This window comes from Pseudomonas sp. W2I6, from assembly GCF_030815935.1.
GTDB lineage: Bacteria > Pseudomonadota > Gammaproteobacteria > Pseudomonadales > Pseudomonadaceae > Aquipseudomonas.
The window spans coordinates 6,417,419-6,434,424 of sequence record NZ_JAUSXJ010000001.1 but is presented as its reverse complement, the minus strand read 5'-3'; the positions used below and the strand labels follow the sequence as shown (position 1 = coordinate 6,434,424).

The following is a 17,006-nucleotide window of genomic DNA, read 5'->3' as shown; positions in this document are numbered from 1 at the left end:
GGCAGGAACAGGTAACATAATAACGTCTCTCACAAATATCTGTCGCCGCTCATGCCTAAAACACCGCTTGCCAGCCGTCCCCATGACCACTCTCACTGCGTGCACAGCGCACTGTCAGAGGCCGACGCCTTGTGCGCGCGCCAAGGCCTGCGCCTGACCGCCCTGCGTCGCCGGGTGCTGGAGCTGGTGTGGCAAAGCCACAAGCCGCTGGGTGCCTACGACATCCTCGGCGTGCTCAGCGAGCAGGACGGCCGCCGCGCCGCGCCGCCCACGGTTTACCGCGCGCTGGACTTCCTGCTGGACAACGGCCTGGTGCACCGCATCTCGTCGCTCAACGCCTTTGTCGGCTGCAACCACCCGGAACACGCGCACCAGGGCCAGTTCCTGATTTGCCGCGAGTGCCACGCCGCCATCGAACTTGAGCAAAAAAGCATCAGCGACAGCATCATCAAGAGCGCCGGCGACGTCGGCTTCAAGGTCGAAGGGCAAACCGTCGAAGTCGTCGGTGTGTGCTCGGGCTGCCAGGGGGCTTGATGAGCACTGCGTTAATCCGCCTGGAACAGGTCGGGGTCACGTTCGCCGGGCAAAACGTGCTGGACAACATCGCCCTGAGCGTCGAGCCAGGGCAGATCGTCACGCTGATCGGCCCCAACGGTGCCGGCAAGACCACCCTGGTGCGCGCCGTACTCGGCCTGCTCAAGCCCGACAGCGGCAGCGTGTGGCGCAAGCCGAAGCTGCGGGTCGGCTACATGCCGCAGAAGCTGCATGTGGACCCGACCTTGCCCCTGTCAGTGCTGCGCTTCCTGCGCCTGGTGCCCGACGTAGACCGCGCCCGCGCGCAGTCCGCCCTTAAGGAAGTGGGCGCCGAACAGGTGATCGACAGCCCGGTGCAAAGCATCTCCGGTGGCGAAATGCAGCGTGTGCTGCTCGCCCGCGCCCTGCTGCGCGAACCGGAATTGCTGGTACTGGATGAACCCGTGCAGGGCGTCGACGTCGCCGGCCAGGCCGAGCTGTACAGCCTGATCACCCGCCTGCGGGACCGTCATGGCTGCGGCGTGCTGATGGTCTCCCACGACCTGCACCTGGTGATGAGCACCACCGACCAGGTGGTGTGCCTCAATCGCCACGTGTGCTGCTCCGGCCACCCGGAACAGGTCAGCGGCGATCCGGCTTTTGTCGAGCTGTTCGGCAAGAACGCCCAGAGCCTGGCGATCTACCACCACCACCACGACCACGCCCATGACCTGCATGGCGCCGTAGTCGATGACTCCACCGCATCCCACACCCACGTTCATGGAGATAGCTGCAAGCATGGCTGATTTTCTGCTCTACGCCCTGCTGGCAGGCTTGGCTCTGGCGCTGGTGGCGGGCCCACTGGGCTCGTTCGTGGTCTGGCGGCGCATGGCCTATTTTGGCGACACCCTGTCCCACGCTGCGCTGCTGGGCGTGGCCATGGGATTTCTGCTGGATGTGAGCCCGACCATTGCCGTCACCGTCGGCTGCCTGCTGTTGGCTGTGCTGCTGGTGACCCTGCAACAGCGTCAGCCGCTGGCCTCCGATACCCTGCTGGGCATCCTGGCCCCAAGCACCTTGTCCCTGGGCCTGGTGGTGCTGAGCTTCATGCATGAAGTGCGCATCGACCTGATGGCCTACCTGTTCGGCGACCTGCTGGCAATCAGCCCCACCGACCTGGCGTGGATTCTAGGCGGCAGCGCGGCAGTGCTGGTGCTGCTGGTGACGCTGTGGCGCCCGCTGCTGGCGATCACCGTTCACGAAGAACTGGCCACCGTCGAAGGCTTGCCCGTGGCGGCGCTGCGCATGACCCTGATGCTGCTGATCGCCGTGGTGATCGCTGTCGCGATGAAGATTGTCGGCGTATTGTTGATCACATCGCTGCTGATCATCCCGGCTGCTGCGGCCCAGCGTCACGCCCGCTCGCCGGAGCAAATGGCGCTCGGCGCCAGCCTTCTGGGGATGCTCGCGGTGTGTGGTGGCCTGGCGCTGTCCTGGTTCAAGGACACCCCGGCCGGGCCGTCGATTGTGGTCACGGCGGCCGCCCTGTTTCTGCTGAGTTTTGTCCTGCCCCGTCGTGGGGTGTAGACTTGCTCGCTTTTTGCGCAATTAGAGAGTCGCAGGAATGAAGCTGTTCAACGCCCGTTATCTGCTCCTTGCCGCATTTTCCTTGCTGCTGGGCGCCTGCCAAAGCACCCCGCCCGCCGCCCCCCAGGCGCCGGACGCGCGCGCTGCGGCCATCGCACAGCTGGAGCAAAACCTCGCCAGCAGTGAACTGGCCACCGCCGAAGACGAGCTGGCCGCCTTGCAGGCCCAGTCGCCCAACGACCCGGCGCTGGAGCCTTATCAGCGCCAACTGGCCGAAGCCTATTTGCAGCGCAGCCAGATCGTCCTGCAAAAGGGTGATGTCAACGCTGCCGCGACGGCCCTGAGCCGCGCACGGGCATTGATGCCCAAGGCTCCGGCGCTGACCGGTGGCGTCAACAGTGCGATCGCCCATGCCCGTAAAGTCGAGCTGGACAAAGCCGAGGCCGCCCTGAAAGCCGCCGAAGCCAAGCCGCCGGCCAAGGTCATCGACCCAGCAGCGCCAAGCACTACGGTTGCGCTGAACCTCACCGATGTCGAGGCACTGCGCCATCAACTGGATGAGATCGCCACCGATGTGGTGAATTACCAGTGCGATGTGAGCATCCAGGCGCCGCGCACCGAAGATTACCCATGGCTGGCCACGTTGCTGACCAAACGGGTGAAGCGCATCGATTCGGGGTATGACCTGAAGATTCACCGGCAGATCCTGAAGAAGGTTCCGGCGCAGGTCGTGCTGATTCCGCGTAAGACTGAATAAAGCATCGCAGGCAAGCCAGCTCCCACACTTGAATGTATTCACAATTCAAAATGTGGGAGCTGGCTTGCCTGCGATAGCGGTCTAACAAACAACCAATAGCTTAAGCCGGAACAGCTTTAGCCTTCGGCTCCCGATCCCAGACCCGATGCTGGGCAATCGCCGCAAAGAACGCCTTAAACGCCTTCGCGTCGCCGCCCACAATCAAGCCCGCATCCGCCTCAAGCTTCAGCACATCCAGCAACTGCTTCGCCTCACCGGCCAGGGCAATTGCTTTCAAGTGCTTGTAGGCCTCCAGCAGGTAATGCAACGCCACACCATCAGCGCTCAACGCCTGAACCGACTTGGCGCCACCCGGCACAAACACCGCATCGAACGCCACCGAAGGCAAGCCTTCCATGGAAGCATCCACCGGCAGGCTCTTGCCATCCGCCGTCGTTACCGGCGCCGAGGTAGGCCCCAGCAACTTCGCATGCGCACCTGCAGCCTCAAGCGCCTTCTTCAAGGCATCAATCGCCGCACCATCAACACCGTTCGCCGCCAGAATCGCCACCTTGCGGGTCTTGATATCACCCGACAGCAAATTGGCCTGGCTCAACGCTGGCGAGCGTTCCGGAGACGTCTTGCGCTCTGGCACCGTACCTTTAGTCGGTGCTGGCAAGCCCAGGTTCTGCGCCACACGCTTGGCCAGTTCCAAGTCGATGTTGGCGAGGATCTCGTTCACCTGGCGAGCGCGAATAAACTCACGCTCCACCTTGCCCAGTTCAAAGCTGTAGGCGGCGATGATGTGCTCCTGCTCGTGCTTGCTCATGCTGCGGAAAAACAAGCGCGCCTGGGAGAAGTGATCGCCGAACGACTCGCTGCGCTCACGGATCTTGTGGGCATCAATGCGCTCCGGATACGTCTCAAAACCACCGTCCTGCGCCGCGGGCGGAGTTTCTTTCGGCCAGCCGCCATCAATCGAGTTCGGCTCGTAGGACGCGCGACCCTTGTCGATGGTGGTGCGGTGCATGGCATCGCGCTGGCCGTTATGGAACGGCGCTACCGGACGGTTGATCGGCAACTCGTGAAAGTTCGGCCCGCCCAGTCGGCTGATCTGCGTATCGGTGTAGGAAAACAGACGGCCTTGCAGCAGCGGGTCATTGGAAAAGTCGATGCCCGGCACGATATGCCCCGGGCAGAACGCCACTTGCTCGGTCTCGGCAAAGTAGTTGTCCGGGTTGCGGTTGAGCACCATCTTGCCCAGCGGCGTGATAGGCACCAGCTCTTCGGGGATCAGCTTGGTCGGGTCGAGAATATCGAAGTCGAACTTATGCTCGTCTTCTTCGGCGATGATCTGCACGCCCAATTCCCATTCCGGGTAATCGCCACTTTCAATGGATTCCCACAGGTCACGACGGTGGAAGTCCGTGTCTTTGCCCGCCAGCTTCTGCGCCTCGTCCCACACCAGGGAGCAGGTGCCGACGGTAGGCCGCCAGTGGAATTTGACGAAGTTGGATTTGCCCTCGGCATTCACCAGGCGGAAGGTGTGCACGCCAAACCCCTGCATGGTCCGTAGGCTTTTTGGAATGGCCCGGTCAGACATGGCCCAGATCACCATGTGCGCCGACTCCGGCTGCAGCGAGACAAAATCCCAGAACGTATCGTGGGCTGAGCCGCCGGTAGGAATCTCGTTGTGGGGCTCAGGTTTTACCGCATGCACGAAGTCAGGAAACTTGATCGCGTCCTGAATGAAAAACACCGGCATGTTGTTGCCCACCAGGTCGAAGTTGCCTTCGTCGGTGAAGAACTTTACGGCAAACCCACGCACGTCACGCACGGTATCGCCGGAGCCGCGTGGGCCCTGAACCGTGGAAAAGCGCGCAAATACCGGGGTTTTATGTTCCGGGTTACGCAGGAACCCGGCCTTGGTCAGCGCCGAATGATTTTCATAGGTCTGGAAATAGCCGTGGGCACCGGTGCCCCGGGCATGGACGATGCGTTCCGGGATGCGCTCATGGTCAAAGTGCGTGATTTTTTCACGCATGATGAAGTCTTCCAGCAGCGATGGGCCACGGGAGCCGACCTTCAAGCTGTTCTGGTTATCGGAAACCTTCACGCCCTGGTTGGTGCGCAGCGCCTGGCCCGTCGCGTCGGAGCGGAATGTTTCCAGGCTTTGCAGCTTGGCGTTGGTGTTGCCACGGTCCAGAGTGTCGGTGCCCGCAAGTTCGCTCTTGGGCGGGGTAACTGGCTTTTTAGTACTCATCAGACAAAAACTCCTCGTTTGCGTAGGCCAGAGCGATCCCCGGCTCTTCTTGAGCAAAACCCCAGGCACGGCACCTGGGAGTTTCGAGTTGCTTATGTAGTGACTGACACGGTTTTGTACCGTTCCTTTTTTATGACCTTTGATCGCGTTATTGCCAAATCGCTGGTCGGATGAGAAATAAATGCTAAGAAACGCTATACGGACAGGCTAAAATGCGCGCCCGGCTAACCGCTGATCCCTTTTTAATGCGCCCCACAAGGTTCGCTACGTGATCGAGTTTCATAACGTCCATAAAACCTACCGGGTCGCCGGTAAGGATATCCCCGCACTGCATCCCACCAACCTGCGCGTCGAAAATGGCCAGGTGTTTGGTCTGATCGGCCATTCCGGTGCGGGAAAAAGTACTTTGCTGCGTCTGATCAACCGCCTGGAGCAACCCAGCGGCGGCCAGATCAAGGTCGATGACGAAGAAGTCACCGCCCTCGACGCCAACGGCCTGCGCCGTTTCCGGCAACAGGTCGGGATGATCTTCCAGCACTTCAACCTGCTGGCATCCAAGACCGTTGCCGACAACGTGGCGCTGCCGCTGACCCTCGCGGGCGAACTTTCCCGCAAGGAAATCGACCTGCGCGTGGCCGAATTGCTGGCGCGGGTCGGCCTGTCCGACCATGCCAAGAAGTACCCGGCGCAGTTGTCGGGCGGCCAGAAGCAGCGCGTCGGCATCGCCCGCGCCCTGGCCACCAAGCCGAAAATCCTGCTGTGCGACGAAGCCACCAGCGCCCTCGACCCGCAGACCACGGCCTCGGTCCTGCAACTGCTGGCCGAGATCAACCGCGAGCTGAAGCTGACCATCGTGCTGATCACCCATGAAATGGACGTGATCCGCCGCGTGTGCGACCACGTGGCCGTGATGGATGCCGGCGTGATCGTCGAGCAAGGCACCGTCGCCGATGTATTCCTGCACCCCAAGCACCCGACCACCAAGCGCTTCGTGCAGGAATCCGAGCAAGTCGACGAAGGCGAACAGCGTGATGACTTCGCCCATGTACCGGGGCGCATCGTGCGCCTGACATTCCAGGGCGAAGCGACCTACGCGCCGCTGCTGGGTACCGTCGCCCGCGACACGGGTGTGGACTACAGCATCCTCGCCGGTCGTATCGACCGCATCAAAGACATTCCCTACGGGCAACTGACCCTCGCCGTCACCGGCGGTGACATGGAGGCCGCCTTCGCCGCCTTCACCGCGGCAGACGTCCATATGGAGGTGCTGCGCTAATGGAAATCCTCTTGAGCTTTTTCTCGAACATCGACTGGTCGGAAATCCTGCTCGCCACCGGCGACACCATGACCATGCTGTTCGGCTCGCTGCTGTTCACCGTATTGCTGGGCTTGCCATTGGGCGTGCTGCTGTTCCTGTGCAGCCCGCGTCAGCTGTTCGAACAAAAGAATGTTTATGCGCTGTTGTCGCTGGTGGTGAACATCCTGCGTTCGCTGCCGTTCATTATCCTGTTGATCGTAATGATCCCGTTCACGGTGCTGATCACCGGCACCTCGCTGGGTGTTGCCGGTGCAATTCCACCGCTGGTGGTGGGTGCCACGCCGTTCTTTGCGCGCCTGGTGGAAACGGCGCTGCGTGAAGTGGACCGCGGGATTATCGAAGCGACCCAGGCCATGGGCGCGACCACTCGCCAGATCATTACCAACGCGTTGCTGCCCGAAGCCCGCCCCGGCATCTTCGCGGCGATTACGGTGACGGCGATTACACTGGTTTCCTACACGGCCATGGCCGGCGTAGTGGGTGCCGGTGGCCTGGGTGACTTGGCGATCCGCTTCGGTTATCAGCGCTTCCAGACCGACGTGATGGTGGTCACCGTGGTGCTGCTGCTGATCCTGGTACAAATTCTGCAAACCGTCGGCGACAAGCTGGTGGTGCACTTTTCTCGAAAATAACGGCTATTGCCGGCGTTAAGCCGGCCAATTCCCGAACAAGGAGCTTGTTGAATGAAAAAACTACTGGTTGCTTTCGCCGCCGTTGCCGCGTTCTCCGCCCACGCCGCCGAAACCCTCACCGTGGCCGCGTCCCCGGTGCCGCACGCTGAAATCCTCGAATTCGTGAAGCCGGCTCTGGCCAAGGAAGGCGTGGACCTGCAGGTCAAAGTCTTCACCGACTACGTTCAGCCAAACGTACAGGTAGCCGAAAAGCGCCTGGACGCCAACTTCTTCCAGCACCAGCCGTACCTGGATGAGTTCAACAAAGCCAAGGGCACTCACCTGGTGAGCGTTGGCGCTGTGCACCTGGAGCCTCTGGGCGCCTACTCCAGCAAGTACAAGAAGCTGGAAGACCTGCCAAGCGGCGCCAACGTCGTGATCCCGAACGACGCCACCAACGGCGGCCGTGCGCTGTTGCTGCTGGCCAAGCACAACCTGATCACCCTGAAGGACCCGACCAACATCCTGTCGACCATCAAGGACATCACTGAAAACCCGAAAGACCTGAAATTCCGCGAACTGGAAGCCGCCACCCTGCCGCGCGTGCTGACCCAGGTCGACCTGGCGCTGATCAACACCAACTACGCCCTGGAAGCCAAGCTGGACCCCTCCAAGGACGCACTGGTGATCGAAGGCAACGACTCGCCTTACGTGAACATCCTGGTGACCCGCGAAGACAACAAGGATTCGGACGCAGTGAAGAAGCTGGTAGCAGCCCTGCACACCCCGGAAGTGAAAGCGTTCATTCTTGAGAAGTACAAAGGCGCGATCCTGCCGGCGTTCTGATCCAAGGCCGAAACCCCGATCGAAAAAGCGGACGCAGAGCGTCCAGTGCGGCATTCCCACGCAGAGCGTGGGAACGATCCAAACCAATGTGGGAGCGGGCTTGCTCGCGAAGGCGGTGGTTCAGTCGATACATCTGTTGACTGACACACCGCCTTCGCGAGCAAGCCCGCTCCCACATTTGATTTGTGTCGCTCAGAAAATGGTCGGCAAGCTTATTTACGCTGCAACAACCCCGGGAACTGCGCTACCAGCTTCTGGTTGTTCAACGGCGCCCGGATAAACCCGCGTTGCGTTCCATCCGGCCCGATCAGCGCGAGGTTGCCGCTGTGGTCGACGGTGTAGTTGGGCTTGCTGGTGTCTGCCGGAATAAACGGAATGCTCACCGCATTCGAAACCTTCTGCACATCGTCCACATTCGCACCGGTCAGGCCCTCGAACTGTGGATCGAAGTAGCCCAGGTACTGCTTGAGCTGCGCTGGCGTATCGCGGTTCGGGTCAACGCTGACCAAAATCACCTGCAACTTATCCACAACGTCTTTGGGCAGCTCGCTCTTGATCTGCCGCAGTTGGGCGAGAGTGGTCGGACAGATGTCCGGGCAGAAGGTGTAGCCGAAGAACAGCACGCTCCACTTGCCTTTCAGCTCGTTGACCACCACCGGCTGGCCGTCCTGGTTGGTCATGGTCACCGGTGGCAACTGACGGCTTTGCGGCAGCAGGATGATGCCGGCATCGATCAAGGCCGTCGGGTCGCCCTGGCCTTTGCCACTCAGGACTTTGTTGACGGTCAGGCCCATGATCAACGCGACAATGGCCACCAGAATGAAGACAGTTTTTTGAGTTCGAGTCATAGGTTCAACAATAGGTAATGGTCTACGAGCAGGGCGATAAACAGCGCGAACAAGTACCAGATAGAGTACTTGAAGGTGTTGATCGCCGCGTGCGGCCGACTGCCACGGTACAGCACCCAGGCCCATTGCAGAAAGCGCCCGCCCAGAACCAGTGCGCACACCAGGTACAGCATGCCGCTCATGTGGATGACATAGGGCATCAGGCTGACCGCCAGCAAGGCGAAGGTGTAAAGCAGGATATGCACCTTGGTGTAGTGCTCGCCGTGGGTCACGGGCAGCATCGGGATGTCGGCCTTGGCGTATTCCTCCTTGCGGTGAATCGCCAGGGCCCAGAAGTGCGGCGGGGTCCAGGCGAAGATGATCAGCACCAGCAGCAACGGCTCGGCGCTGACGTGGCCAGTGACGGCAACCCAACCCAGCAACGGCGGCGCGGCGCCGGCCAGCCCACCGATGACGATGTTCTGCGGCGTCGCACGCTTGAGAAAACCGGTGTAGATCACCGCATAGCCCAACAGTGAAGCCAGGGTCAGCCAGGCGGCCAGCGGATTGGTAAACGCCAGCAACAGCGCCAGCCCGGCCACCGCCAGCACCATCGCAAAAACAAGCGCCGCCACAGGCGATACGCGCCCCTCCGCCAGCGGGCGTTTATGGGTGCGCGCCATCAGCGCATCGATGCGCCGGTCCACCACATGGTTGACTGCCGCCGCGCCGCCGGCACACAGCGCGATCCCCAGGTTGCCGAAAATCAGCACCGGCCACGGTACCCCGGCGCGGGTGGCGAGGAACATGCCCACCAGCGAGGTGATGAGCATCAGCACCACCACTTTTGGCTTGGTCAGCTCCAGATAGTCACGCCAGATCGCCTGGCTGTGACGCTCGCTGATCAAGGTCGCCATGGCATCTCTCCTTTAATGGTTATGAGGCCCGACACGTGTTTACGCGGGCTGAAGCGCCAGCCGAACGGCAACTGATGTCGCACCCGAACCAGGCTGGTGCGGGCGTGGTAATTGACCAGCACCAGCGTCAGCAGCAACGCCGCGCCGCCGGCGTTATGCGCGACCGCAACCGGCAGCGGCAGGTGGAAGTACACGTTGCTCAGGCCCAGGCAGAGTTGCGCCGCCAGGGCGATCAGCAACAGGCCCGCCAGGCGGGTCATGCCGACCACCTTGAGCTGCCAGGCCAGGCCCAGCAACACGACAGTGACCAGCAGCGCGCCAATCCGGTGGGTGAGGTGAATCGCCGTGCGCGCATCACTGTCCAGTTGCCCGCCGAGGTAATTGGGGCCGATATGCTGGGTCAGGTGAAAGCCATTGGCGAAATCCGCCGCCGGCCACCATTGCCCGTGACAGGTCGGCAGGTCGATACACGCCACGGCTGCGTAGTTGGAGCTGACCCATCCACCCAGCGCGATCTGGCCGATCACCAGCACCAGCCCGGCCGTGGCCCAATACTGCAAACGCCTGGGCACGATCAGCGCCGGCAATACGCCGGACAATCGCAGCGTCAGCAAGAACAGCAGGCTCAACGTCGCAAACCCGCCCAATAAATGCCCGGTGACCACTTGCGGCCAGAGCTTCAGCGTCACCGTCCACATGCCAAACGCTGCCTGGGCGAACACCACCGCCAACAGGAACAACGGCAGCTTCAACGGCTGGCCCGGATGATGCCGATGGGTCCAGGCGCGCGCCGCCAGCAGCACGATCAACAGCCCGAGGGTGCCGGCGAAGTAACGGTGGGTCATCTCGTTCCAGCCCTTGTCCGCCTCGACCGGCGTGTCCGGGTAATGCAGTTCGGCATGGGCCAGCTGGGCTTCGCTTTTTGGCACGCTGATAAAGCCATAACAACCCGGCCAATCCGGGCAACCGAGACCCGCGTGGGTGAGGCGGGTATAGGCGCCCAGCAGCACCACGATCAGGGCCAGCAGGGTGGCAAACAGCGCGAGGCGAAATCCAGGTTTGGCCATGACGGTGTCCTTATCCGATGTTCGACAGTTTCAGCAGCAGGCGCAGGTCGTTGAGCAGGTCCTTGCCCTTGACCCGGGCGTCGTAGCGCAGCACCAGGTTGCCGTGGGGGTCGACGATCCACAGCTGGGCATCGCCGCTGCCTTGGGCGGCGGCGTCTTTGTTGAAGGTCGACAGGTCCAGGGAATAGCGTTGCAGTTGCGGGTATTCGGCCTTGAGTTTGGCGTCATACGCGGTGCTGACCGGCTGCGCACTGGCCAGGGCGTGGCTGGCGCGGGAGGCATCACGGCCCAGGCCGATCTGGAGTTGGCGTGCGAGGTACACCAGTTGCTGGCAGTCGGCGGCGCAGGCGGTGGGCGCGGTGACCAGCAGTTGCCAGCGGTCTTCGTCAGCCTGCACGCCAATGTCGGCACGGGTCTGGCCATTGCCGATCATCTCGCCGTGGTAACTGCGGCTGTCCGGCACCCAGAACTGCAGCTTGTACATGAAGGTGGCGAGCACCATCGGGCCGACCACCATCAGCAGGATCAGGATCAGTTGCCAGCGGCCCTTGCGCCGATTGGGCGCTGCCGGCGTGTCAGACATGTTGAGTGGATTCATGGCCGCTCCCATGGCGCTTCTCCTTTTTTGTGTTGTGCCATCCGAGGTAGAGGTAAAGGCCGAACAGCGCCACCGCCATGGCGAACCACTGCACGGCATAGCCCAGGTGTTTTTCCGGGCCCATGGCGACCACGGGCCAGCTGGTTTCGTAGGTAGCCGGGCCCGCTTCAGCCCGCACTTCATGGGCGAATCCGCTGCGACCCAACTCGGCCCACAACGCCTCGGGATGCAGCGCGGTCAGCAATCGTGGCCACTGTGCGCCCGCCGGATCGGCATGCAACTGGAAGGTCTCGCCAGGCGCCACATAGACCCAGGCATCGAGATTCAGCAGTTGTTCGGGAGTGGTGAAAACCGGTGGTGCGCGCCGGTCCGGCCAAGGCAGCCAGCCACGATTGAGCAACAGCCACTCGCCGCTGGCCTGATCATGGAAAGGTTGCAGTAGCTCCACACCGACCTTGCCGTCGCGAAAGCGGTTATCCAGCAACACGCTGTGCTCGGCATCGAACTGCCCGCGCAAATGCACACGACGGAACGCCGGATCTTCGGTGGCCTGCAGTTGCGTGCTGCTCATGGGCTCGGCAGCGCGGCGCTCGGCGTAAGTGTCCAGCAGCGCCTGTTTTTCGTGACCGCGAGACAGCTGCCAAAAGCCGAGAAATACCAGTAACGGCAGCAGCACGAGTACCACCAGCGTCGGCGCAATACCGGGGCGAAAGGGTTTCATGGCATTGCCGCAGAGGTCGGTGCTGCGCTGGCTATACTGAATCTCATTGCTCGCCCCCTCCAAAAAAGAGCCCCGGAGCCCACCATGCTCAAAGCAGCCATTGCCCTGATGCTGATTGCTACCGTCGTGAGCCTGTTCAGTGGCTTGTTCTTCCTGGTCAAGGACGAGGGCAACTCCAACCGCCTCGTCACTGCCTTGACCGTGCGTGTGGCGCTGGCCGTGATCACCCTGGGGTTGATCACCTGGGGTTTCTTCAGCGGCCAGCTGGTATCTCATGCGCCCTGGTGAAACACCTCAAAGCACGTAAACGAAGAAAAACAGCCCGATCCACACCACGTCCACAAAGTGCCAATACCAACTGGCCGCCTCGAACCCGAACTGGTGTTCGTTGTTGAAATGCCCTTTCAGGATGCGCATCAGCATCACAAACAAAATGATCGTGCCGATGGTCACGTGGGCACCGTGGAAGCCGGTGAGCATGAAGAAGGTCGCGCCGTACACGCCGGAACCCAGGGTCAGGCCCAATTCCTTATAGGCATGGATGTATTCCTCGGCCTGGAACCCGAGAAACGCCCAACCCAGCAACACGGTGATCGCCAGCCAGATCTTCAGTGCGCCGCGATGGCCTTTGCGCAAGGCATGGTGGGCGATAGTGATGGTCACGCTGGAGCTGACCAGCAAGATCGTGTTGATCAGCGGCAAGCCCCACGGGCTGATGGTGCCCTTGGGCGCCGGAAACATTTTCGGGTCAGGATTGTTCAGCAGCGGCCAGGCAAATTCGAAGTTCGGCCACAGCATGTGCGCGATGCCCTTGTGGCCTTCGCCCGCCAGCCACGGCGCCGACATGTGCCGCACATAAAACAGCGCACCGAAAAACGCGATGAAGAACATCACTTCGGAAAAGATGAACCAGGTCATGCCCCAGCGAAAGGAGCGGTCCATCTGCGAACTGTACAAACCGGCGCGGCTTTCCTTGATCACCGCGCCGAACCAGCCAAACATCATGTAGGCCAGCAGCAGGCCACCGACGAAAAATATCAGCGGGCCGTGGGATTCCGGGCGCGCGGCCTTCAAATCGTTGAACCAGGTCGCCAATCCGAACACCGTGATCAGCATCCCCAACGTAGCAATTATGGGCCATTTGCTTTGCGCTGGTACGTAGTACGTATCATGAGTCGACATGTATTCGTTCTCCTAATCGAGCCCGCAAGCAACGCCTAGCCGCCGGTATGGACAGCCACGGGCGGTTGGCGCGCGGTGATATCGAACAGCGTGTACGCCAGGGTCAAATGCTTCACATCCTTGGGCATGTCGCGGTCGACAATGAAGCGCACCGGCATCTCTATGCGCTGACCTGGCTGTAGCACTTGCTGGGTGAAGCAAAAACACTCGGTCTTGTGGAAGTACATCGCCGCCTCGGCCGGCGAAATGCTCGGCACCGCCTGGGCGGTCATCGCCTTGTCGGTGGGGTTGTAGGCCACGAACAGCATCTCGGTGACTGCGCCGGGATTGACCACCACCTCGTCGGCCTTGGAGTGGAATTCCCAGACCATATCGATGGCATTGGTGGACAGGAACTGCACCCGCACCTGTCGCGTCGGGTCCACCACCTGCTCGCCTTCGTACTGCCCGGCGGTCTTGCCATTGATGCCGAACGCCTTGCACATCACGTCGTAGATCGGCACCAGGGCAAAGCCGAAGGCGAACATCGCCACCACCAGGATCAGCAGGCGCGTGACCAGGCGCTTGATAGGCACGGACTCAAGCATGGCGGCCACCTGCGAATGAATGTTCTGCGAATGGCCTTTCTGTGGGAGCTGGGTTGCCTGCGATGCTGGCAACTCGGTCTTTCAGGTACACCGAAGTGATGCCATCGCAGGCAAGCCAGCTCCCACAGGATAGGGAGGTGTTCATTTGACCTCCGGTGGCGTGGTGAAGGTGTGGTACGGCGCGGGCGAAGGAATGCTCCACTCCAGCCCTTCGGCGCCATCCCACGGCTTGGCCGGCGCAGGCGGGCCGCCACGGATGCACTTGATGACGATGAACAGGAAGAAGATCTGCGTCGCGCCAAAGGTGAAGGCACCGATGGAAGAGACCATGTTGAAGTCGGCGAACTGCAGGTTGTAGTCCGGCACCCGACGCGGCATGCCGGCAAGCCCTACGAAGTGCATCGGGAAGAACGCCATGTTCATCCCCACGAACGACAGCCAGAAGTGCAGCTTGCCCAGGGTTTCGTCGTACATGTGGCCGGTCCATTTCGGCAGCCAGTAGTAGGCCGAGGCGAAGATCCCGAAGATCGCCCCAGGCACCAGTACGTAATGGAAGTGCGCCACCACGAAGTAGGTGTCGTGGTACTGGAAATCCGCCGGGGCGATGGCCAGCATCAGCCCGGAGAAACCGCCGATGGTGAACAGAATCACGAAGGCCACCGCGAACAGCATCGGCGTCTCGAAGGTCAGCGAGCCTTGCCACATGGTGCTGACCCAGTTGAACACTTTCACGCCCGTGGGCACCGCGATCAGCAGCGTGGCGTACATGAAGAACAGCTCGCCCACCAGCGGGATGCCCACCACGAACATGTGGTGCGCCCACACGATGAACGACAGGAACGCGATGCTCGCCGTGGCGTACACCATCGAGGTGTAGCCGAACAGCGGCTTGCGCGAGAAGGTCGGGATGATCGAGCTGACGGCACCGAAGGCCGGCAGGATCATGATGTACACCTCGGGGTGGCCGAAGAACCAGAACACATGCTGGAACAGCACCGGGTCACCACCACCGGCGGCACTGAAGAAGCTGGTGCCGAAGTGGATGTCCATCAGCATCATGGTCACGCAGCCCGCCAGTACCGGCATCACCGCGATCAGCAGGAAGGCTGTGATCAGCCAGGTCCAGACGAACAGCGGCATTTTCATCAACGTCATGCCGGGGGCGCGCAGGTTGAGGATGGTGGCGACCACGTTGATCGCGCCCATGATCGAACTGATGCCCATCAAGTGGATGGCGAAGATGAAGAAGGTCACGCTTTCCGGCGCGTAGGTGGTGGAGAGCGGGGCGTAGAAGGTCCAGCCGAAGTTCGGCCCGCCGCCGGGCATGAACAGGGTGGAAACCAGCATCAGGAACGCCGCCGGCAACAGCCAGAAACTGAAGTTGTTCATGCGCGGCAGGGCCATGTCGGGCGCGCCGATCATCAACGGGATCATCCAGTTGGCCAGGCCGACAAACGCCGGCATCACTGCACCGAACACCATCACCAGCCCGTGCATGGTGGTCATCTGGTTGAAGAACGCCGGCTCGACGATCTGCAAACCCGGCTGGAACAGCTCGGCACGAATCACCATGGCGAACGAGCCACCAAGCAGGAACATGCAGAAGCTGAACCACAGGTACATCGTGCCGATGTCTTTGTGGTTGGTGGTCAGTACCCAACGCATCAGGCCCTTGGCGGGGCCGTGAGCGTGGTCATCGGCATGACCGTGGTCATCGATCACAGCGCTCATGGCCTTTCTCCTGCGAACGAGTGGGCGGGACGGTTCAGGGAATATGCAATGAAGGAAGTCATTTGCTTTCCGCCTGTTTCAGAGCCAGCACGTCTTTAGGTGTGACCATGTCGCCTTTGTTGTTGCCCCAGGCGTTACGTTCATAGGTCACGACCGCCGCGATATCGACTTCCGACAGTTGCTTGCCGAACGCCGCCATGGCGGTGCCGGGCTTGCCGAAGTACACGCGGTGCAGGTGGTCTTCCTTGGGCCCGGTGGCAATCGGCGAGCCCTTGAGCGCCGGGAACATCGGCGGCAGGCCCTGGCCTTCGGCCTGGTGACAGGCGACGCAGGTGGTGTGGTAGATCTTGTCGCCACGGGCCACCAGCTCATCCAGGGTCCATTCCTTGGAGGTCAGCTCCTTGAGCTTGGCCGCCTCTTCCTTACGCTCGCCGAGCCAGGTGTCGTAGTCGGCCTTGGATTTGACCTCCACCACGATGGGCATGAAGCCGTGGTCCTTGCCGCACAGTTCGGCGCACTGGCCGCGATAGATGCCGGGTTTTTCGATGCGGGTCCAGGCCTCGTTGACGAAGCCGGGAATCGCATCACGCTTCACCGCAAACGCCGGCACCCACCAGGAGTGAATCACGTCCGCAGCGGTCACCAGGAAACGCACCTTGGCACCCACCGGCAGCACCAGCGGCTGGTCGACTTCCAACAGGTAATGCTCGCCTTTGACGGCCTGGTTATGGATCTGCTCGGCGGGCGTGGCCAGGTTGCTGAAGAACTCGACATCCTGGCCAAGGTATTTGTAATGCCACTTCCACTGGTAGCCGGTGACCTGGATATCGATATCCGACTCAGTGCTGTCGTAGATGTTGATCAGCGTCTTGGTGGCCGGAATGGCCATCGCCACCAGGATCAGCAAGGGCACCACAGTCCAGAGAATCTCCACCGTCGTACTCTCGTGGAACTTGGCTGCCACCTGTCCCGTGGAGCGCCGGTGAACGATCATCGACCAGAACATCGCGCCAAACACGACGATGCCAATCGCCACACAAATCCAGAAAATGGTCATGTGCAGGTCAAACACGGCGTGACTGACTTCAGTGGCCCCTGGCGCCATATTCGTTGTCCAGGCGGCTTGCGCCTGGCCGAATACTGACCACAACAGGAGGCCCATCCAAACATGTGGATGTCGCGTCATTGCGGGTTCCCCTTATCATTCTTGTTATCCCGCCGGTTTGCACCTGCGGCCAAGGGAGCGGCTTCCATACTGCTTACAACCGCCAGGCCTTGCCTGCTCATGCAGTCGGGCGTCATCAGCTAATTGCGTACAAAATCGAGTATAGACAGCGACCGCCACCCCGCAATGTGATCGGGCAAATGAACGAAAATGAGGAAACGGACCACACAACAGGACCGGTGGCGCGCGTTATCCGACGAACGATGGCAATTTGATATAACGCCAGCGCATAACCATGAAATAATTATGACAAATGCGTCTTAGGCTCTCGTATAAA

Annotated in this window: 18 protein-coding genes; 8 read left to right on the top strand and 10 right to left on the bottom strand. The window is 61.2% G+C overall.

What is annotated here, in order from left to right; genetic code table 11:
* Positions 1-51 precede the first annotated feature (51 nt).
* From QF039_RS29810 to QF039_RS29795, 4 genes are read left to right on the top strand one after another with little or no spacing between them, the layout of a single operon-like run.
* Positions 52-534, top strand: coding sequence for a Fur family transcriptional regulator (locus tag QF039_RS29810; protein ID WP_003214819.1), 483 nt, complete (start codon positions 52-54; stop codon positions 532-534).
* Positions 534-1,319, top strand: coding sequence for a zinc ABC transporter ATP-binding protein ZnuC (gene znuC, locus QF039_RS29805; RefSeq protein WP_307522108.1), 786 nt, complete (start codon positions 534-536; stop codon positions 1,317-1,319). Before QF039_RS29810 ends, znuC begins: the two co-directional genes overlap by 1 nt.
* The gene (znuB, locus tag QF039_RS29800; RefSeq protein WP_003214823.1) at positions 1,312-2,100 is read left to right on the top strand and encodes a zinc ABC transporter permease subunit ZnuB; all 789 of its coding nucleotides are present in this window, start codon (positions 1,312-1,314) and stop codon (positions 2,098-2,100) included. Before znuC ends, znuB begins: the two co-directional genes overlap by 8 nt.
* Positions 2,101-2,137: 37 nt before the next feature.
* Positions 2,138-2,857: a PA5502 family lipoprotein gene (locus tag QF039_RS29795; RefSeq protein WP_307522105.1), complete on the top strand. Its 720-nt coding sequence runs from the start codon at positions 2,138-2,140 to the stop codon at positions 2,855-2,857.
* Positions 2,858-2,957: 100 nt separating this feature from the next.
* On the opposite strand, the gene katE is transcribed toward QF039_RS29795, so the two are convergent.
* On the bottom strand, positions 2,958-5,099 hold the full coding sequence (katE, locus tag QF039_RS29790; RefSeq protein ID WP_003214827.1) for a catalase HPII: 2,142 nt from the start codon (positions 5,097-5,099) through the stop codon (positions 2,958-2,960).
* 268 nt (positions 5,100-5,367) lie between these two features.
* Between katE and QF039_RS29785 the strand changes: the two genes are divergently transcribed.
* The 3 genes from QF039_RS29785 to QF039_RS29775 are packed head-to-tail and all read left to right on the top strand — an operon-like array spanning position 5,368 to position 7,874.
* The gene (locus tag QF039_RS29785; protein WP_003214829.1) at positions 5,368-6,375 is read left to right on the top strand and encodes a methionine ABC transporter ATP-binding protein; all 1,008 of its coding nucleotides are present in this window, start codon (positions 5,368-5,370) and stop codon (positions 6,373-6,375) included.
* Positions 6,375-7,049, top strand: a complete 675-nt coding sequence (locus QF039_RS29780) for a methionine ABC transporter permease (RefSeq protein ID WP_003214831.1) — start codon at positions 6,375-6,377, stop codon at positions 7,047-7,049. Before QF039_RS29785 ends, QF039_RS29780 begins: the two co-directional genes overlap by 1 nt.
* Positions 7,050-7,100: 51 nt before the next feature.
* Positions 7,101-7,874 carry a MetQ/NlpA family ABC transporter substrate-binding protein gene (locus QF039_RS29775; protein ID WP_177066926.1) on the top strand — a complete coding sequence of 258 codons (774 nt, stop codon included), beginning with the start codon at positions 7,101-7,103 and terminating at the stop codon, positions 7,872-7,874.
* 212 nt (positions 7,875-8,086) lie between these two features.
* On the opposite strand, the gene QF039_RS29770 is transcribed toward QF039_RS29775, so the two are convergent.
* From QF039_RS29770 to QF039_RS29750, 5 genes are read right to left on the bottom strand one after another with little or no spacing between them, the layout of a single operon-like run.
* A complete protein-coding gene (locus tag QF039_RS29770) occupies positions 8,087-8,722 on the bottom strand; it encodes an SCO family protein (protein WP_003214837.1) in 636 nt (211 codons plus the stop codon).
* Positions 8,719-9,618 carry a heme o synthase gene (gene cyoE, locus QF039_RS29765; protein WP_008439626.1) on the bottom strand — a complete coding sequence of 300 codons (900 nt, stop codon included), beginning with the start codon at positions 9,616-9,618 and terminating at the stop codon, positions 8,719-8,721. Before cyoE ends, QF039_RS29770 begins: the two co-directional genes overlap by 4 nt.
* Positions 9,606-10,685: a heme A synthase gene (locus QF039_RS29760; RefSeq protein ID WP_087694554.1), complete on the bottom strand. Its 1,080-nt coding sequence runs from the start codon at positions 10,683-10,685 to the stop codon at positions 9,606-9,608. The genes cyoE and QF039_RS29760 overlap by 13 nt, the downstream gene beginning before the upstream one ends.
* Before the next feature lie 10 nt (positions 10,686-10,695).
* Complete coding sequence (locus QF039_RS29755; protein ID WP_023659276.1) at positions 10,696-11,295, bottom strand: hypothetical protein; 600 nt, start codon at positions 11,293-11,295, stop codon at positions 10,696-10,698.
* Positions 11,261-12,004: an SURF1 family protein gene (locus QF039_RS29750; RefSeq protein WP_177022435.1), complete on the bottom strand. Its 744-nt coding sequence runs from the start codon at positions 12,002-12,004 to the stop codon at positions 11,261-11,263. Before QF039_RS29750 ends, QF039_RS29755 begins: the two co-directional genes overlap by 35 nt.
* Before the next feature lie 84 nt (positions 12,005-12,088).
* On the opposite strand from QF039_RS29750, the gene QF039_RS29745 reads away from it, so the two are divergent.
* Positions 12,089-12,292, top strand: coding sequence for a twin transmembrane helix small protein (locus QF039_RS29745; RefSeq protein ID WP_003214847.1), 204 nt, complete (start codon positions 12,089-12,091; stop codon positions 12,290-12,292).
* 6 nt (positions 12,293-12,298) lie between these two features.
* Here QF039_RS29745 and QF039_RS29740 read toward each other — a convergent pair whose 3' ends face one another.
* From QF039_RS29740 to coxB, 4 genes are all read right to left on the bottom strand, one after another.
* Positions 12,299-13,186: a cytochrome c oxidase subunit 3 gene (locus QF039_RS29740; RefSeq protein ID WP_003214849.1), complete on the bottom strand. Its 888-nt coding sequence runs from the start codon at positions 13,184-13,186 to the stop codon at positions 12,299-12,301.
* Between the two features lie 35 nt (positions 13,187-13,221).
* A complete protein-coding gene (locus tag QF039_RS29735; protein ID WP_102367829.1) occupies positions 13,222-13,773 on the bottom strand; it encodes a cytochrome c oxidase assembly protein in 552 nt (183 codons plus the stop codon).
* A gap of 141 nt (positions 13,774-13,914) precedes the next feature.
* Complete coding sequence (gene ctaD, locus QF039_RS29730; RefSeq protein WP_307522100.1) at positions 13,915-15,504, bottom strand: cytochrome c oxidase subunit I; 1,590 nt, start codon at positions 15,502-15,504, stop codon at positions 13,915-13,917.
* Positions 15,505-15,562: 58 nt separating this feature from the next.
* The gene (gene coxB, locus QF039_RS29725; protein WP_003214854.1) at positions 15,563-16,690 is read right to left on the bottom strand and encodes a cytochrome c oxidase subunit II; all 1,128 of its coding nucleotides are present in this window, start codon (positions 16,688-16,690) and stop codon (positions 15,563-15,565) included.
* Positions 16,691-17,006 lie beyond the last annotated feature (316 nt).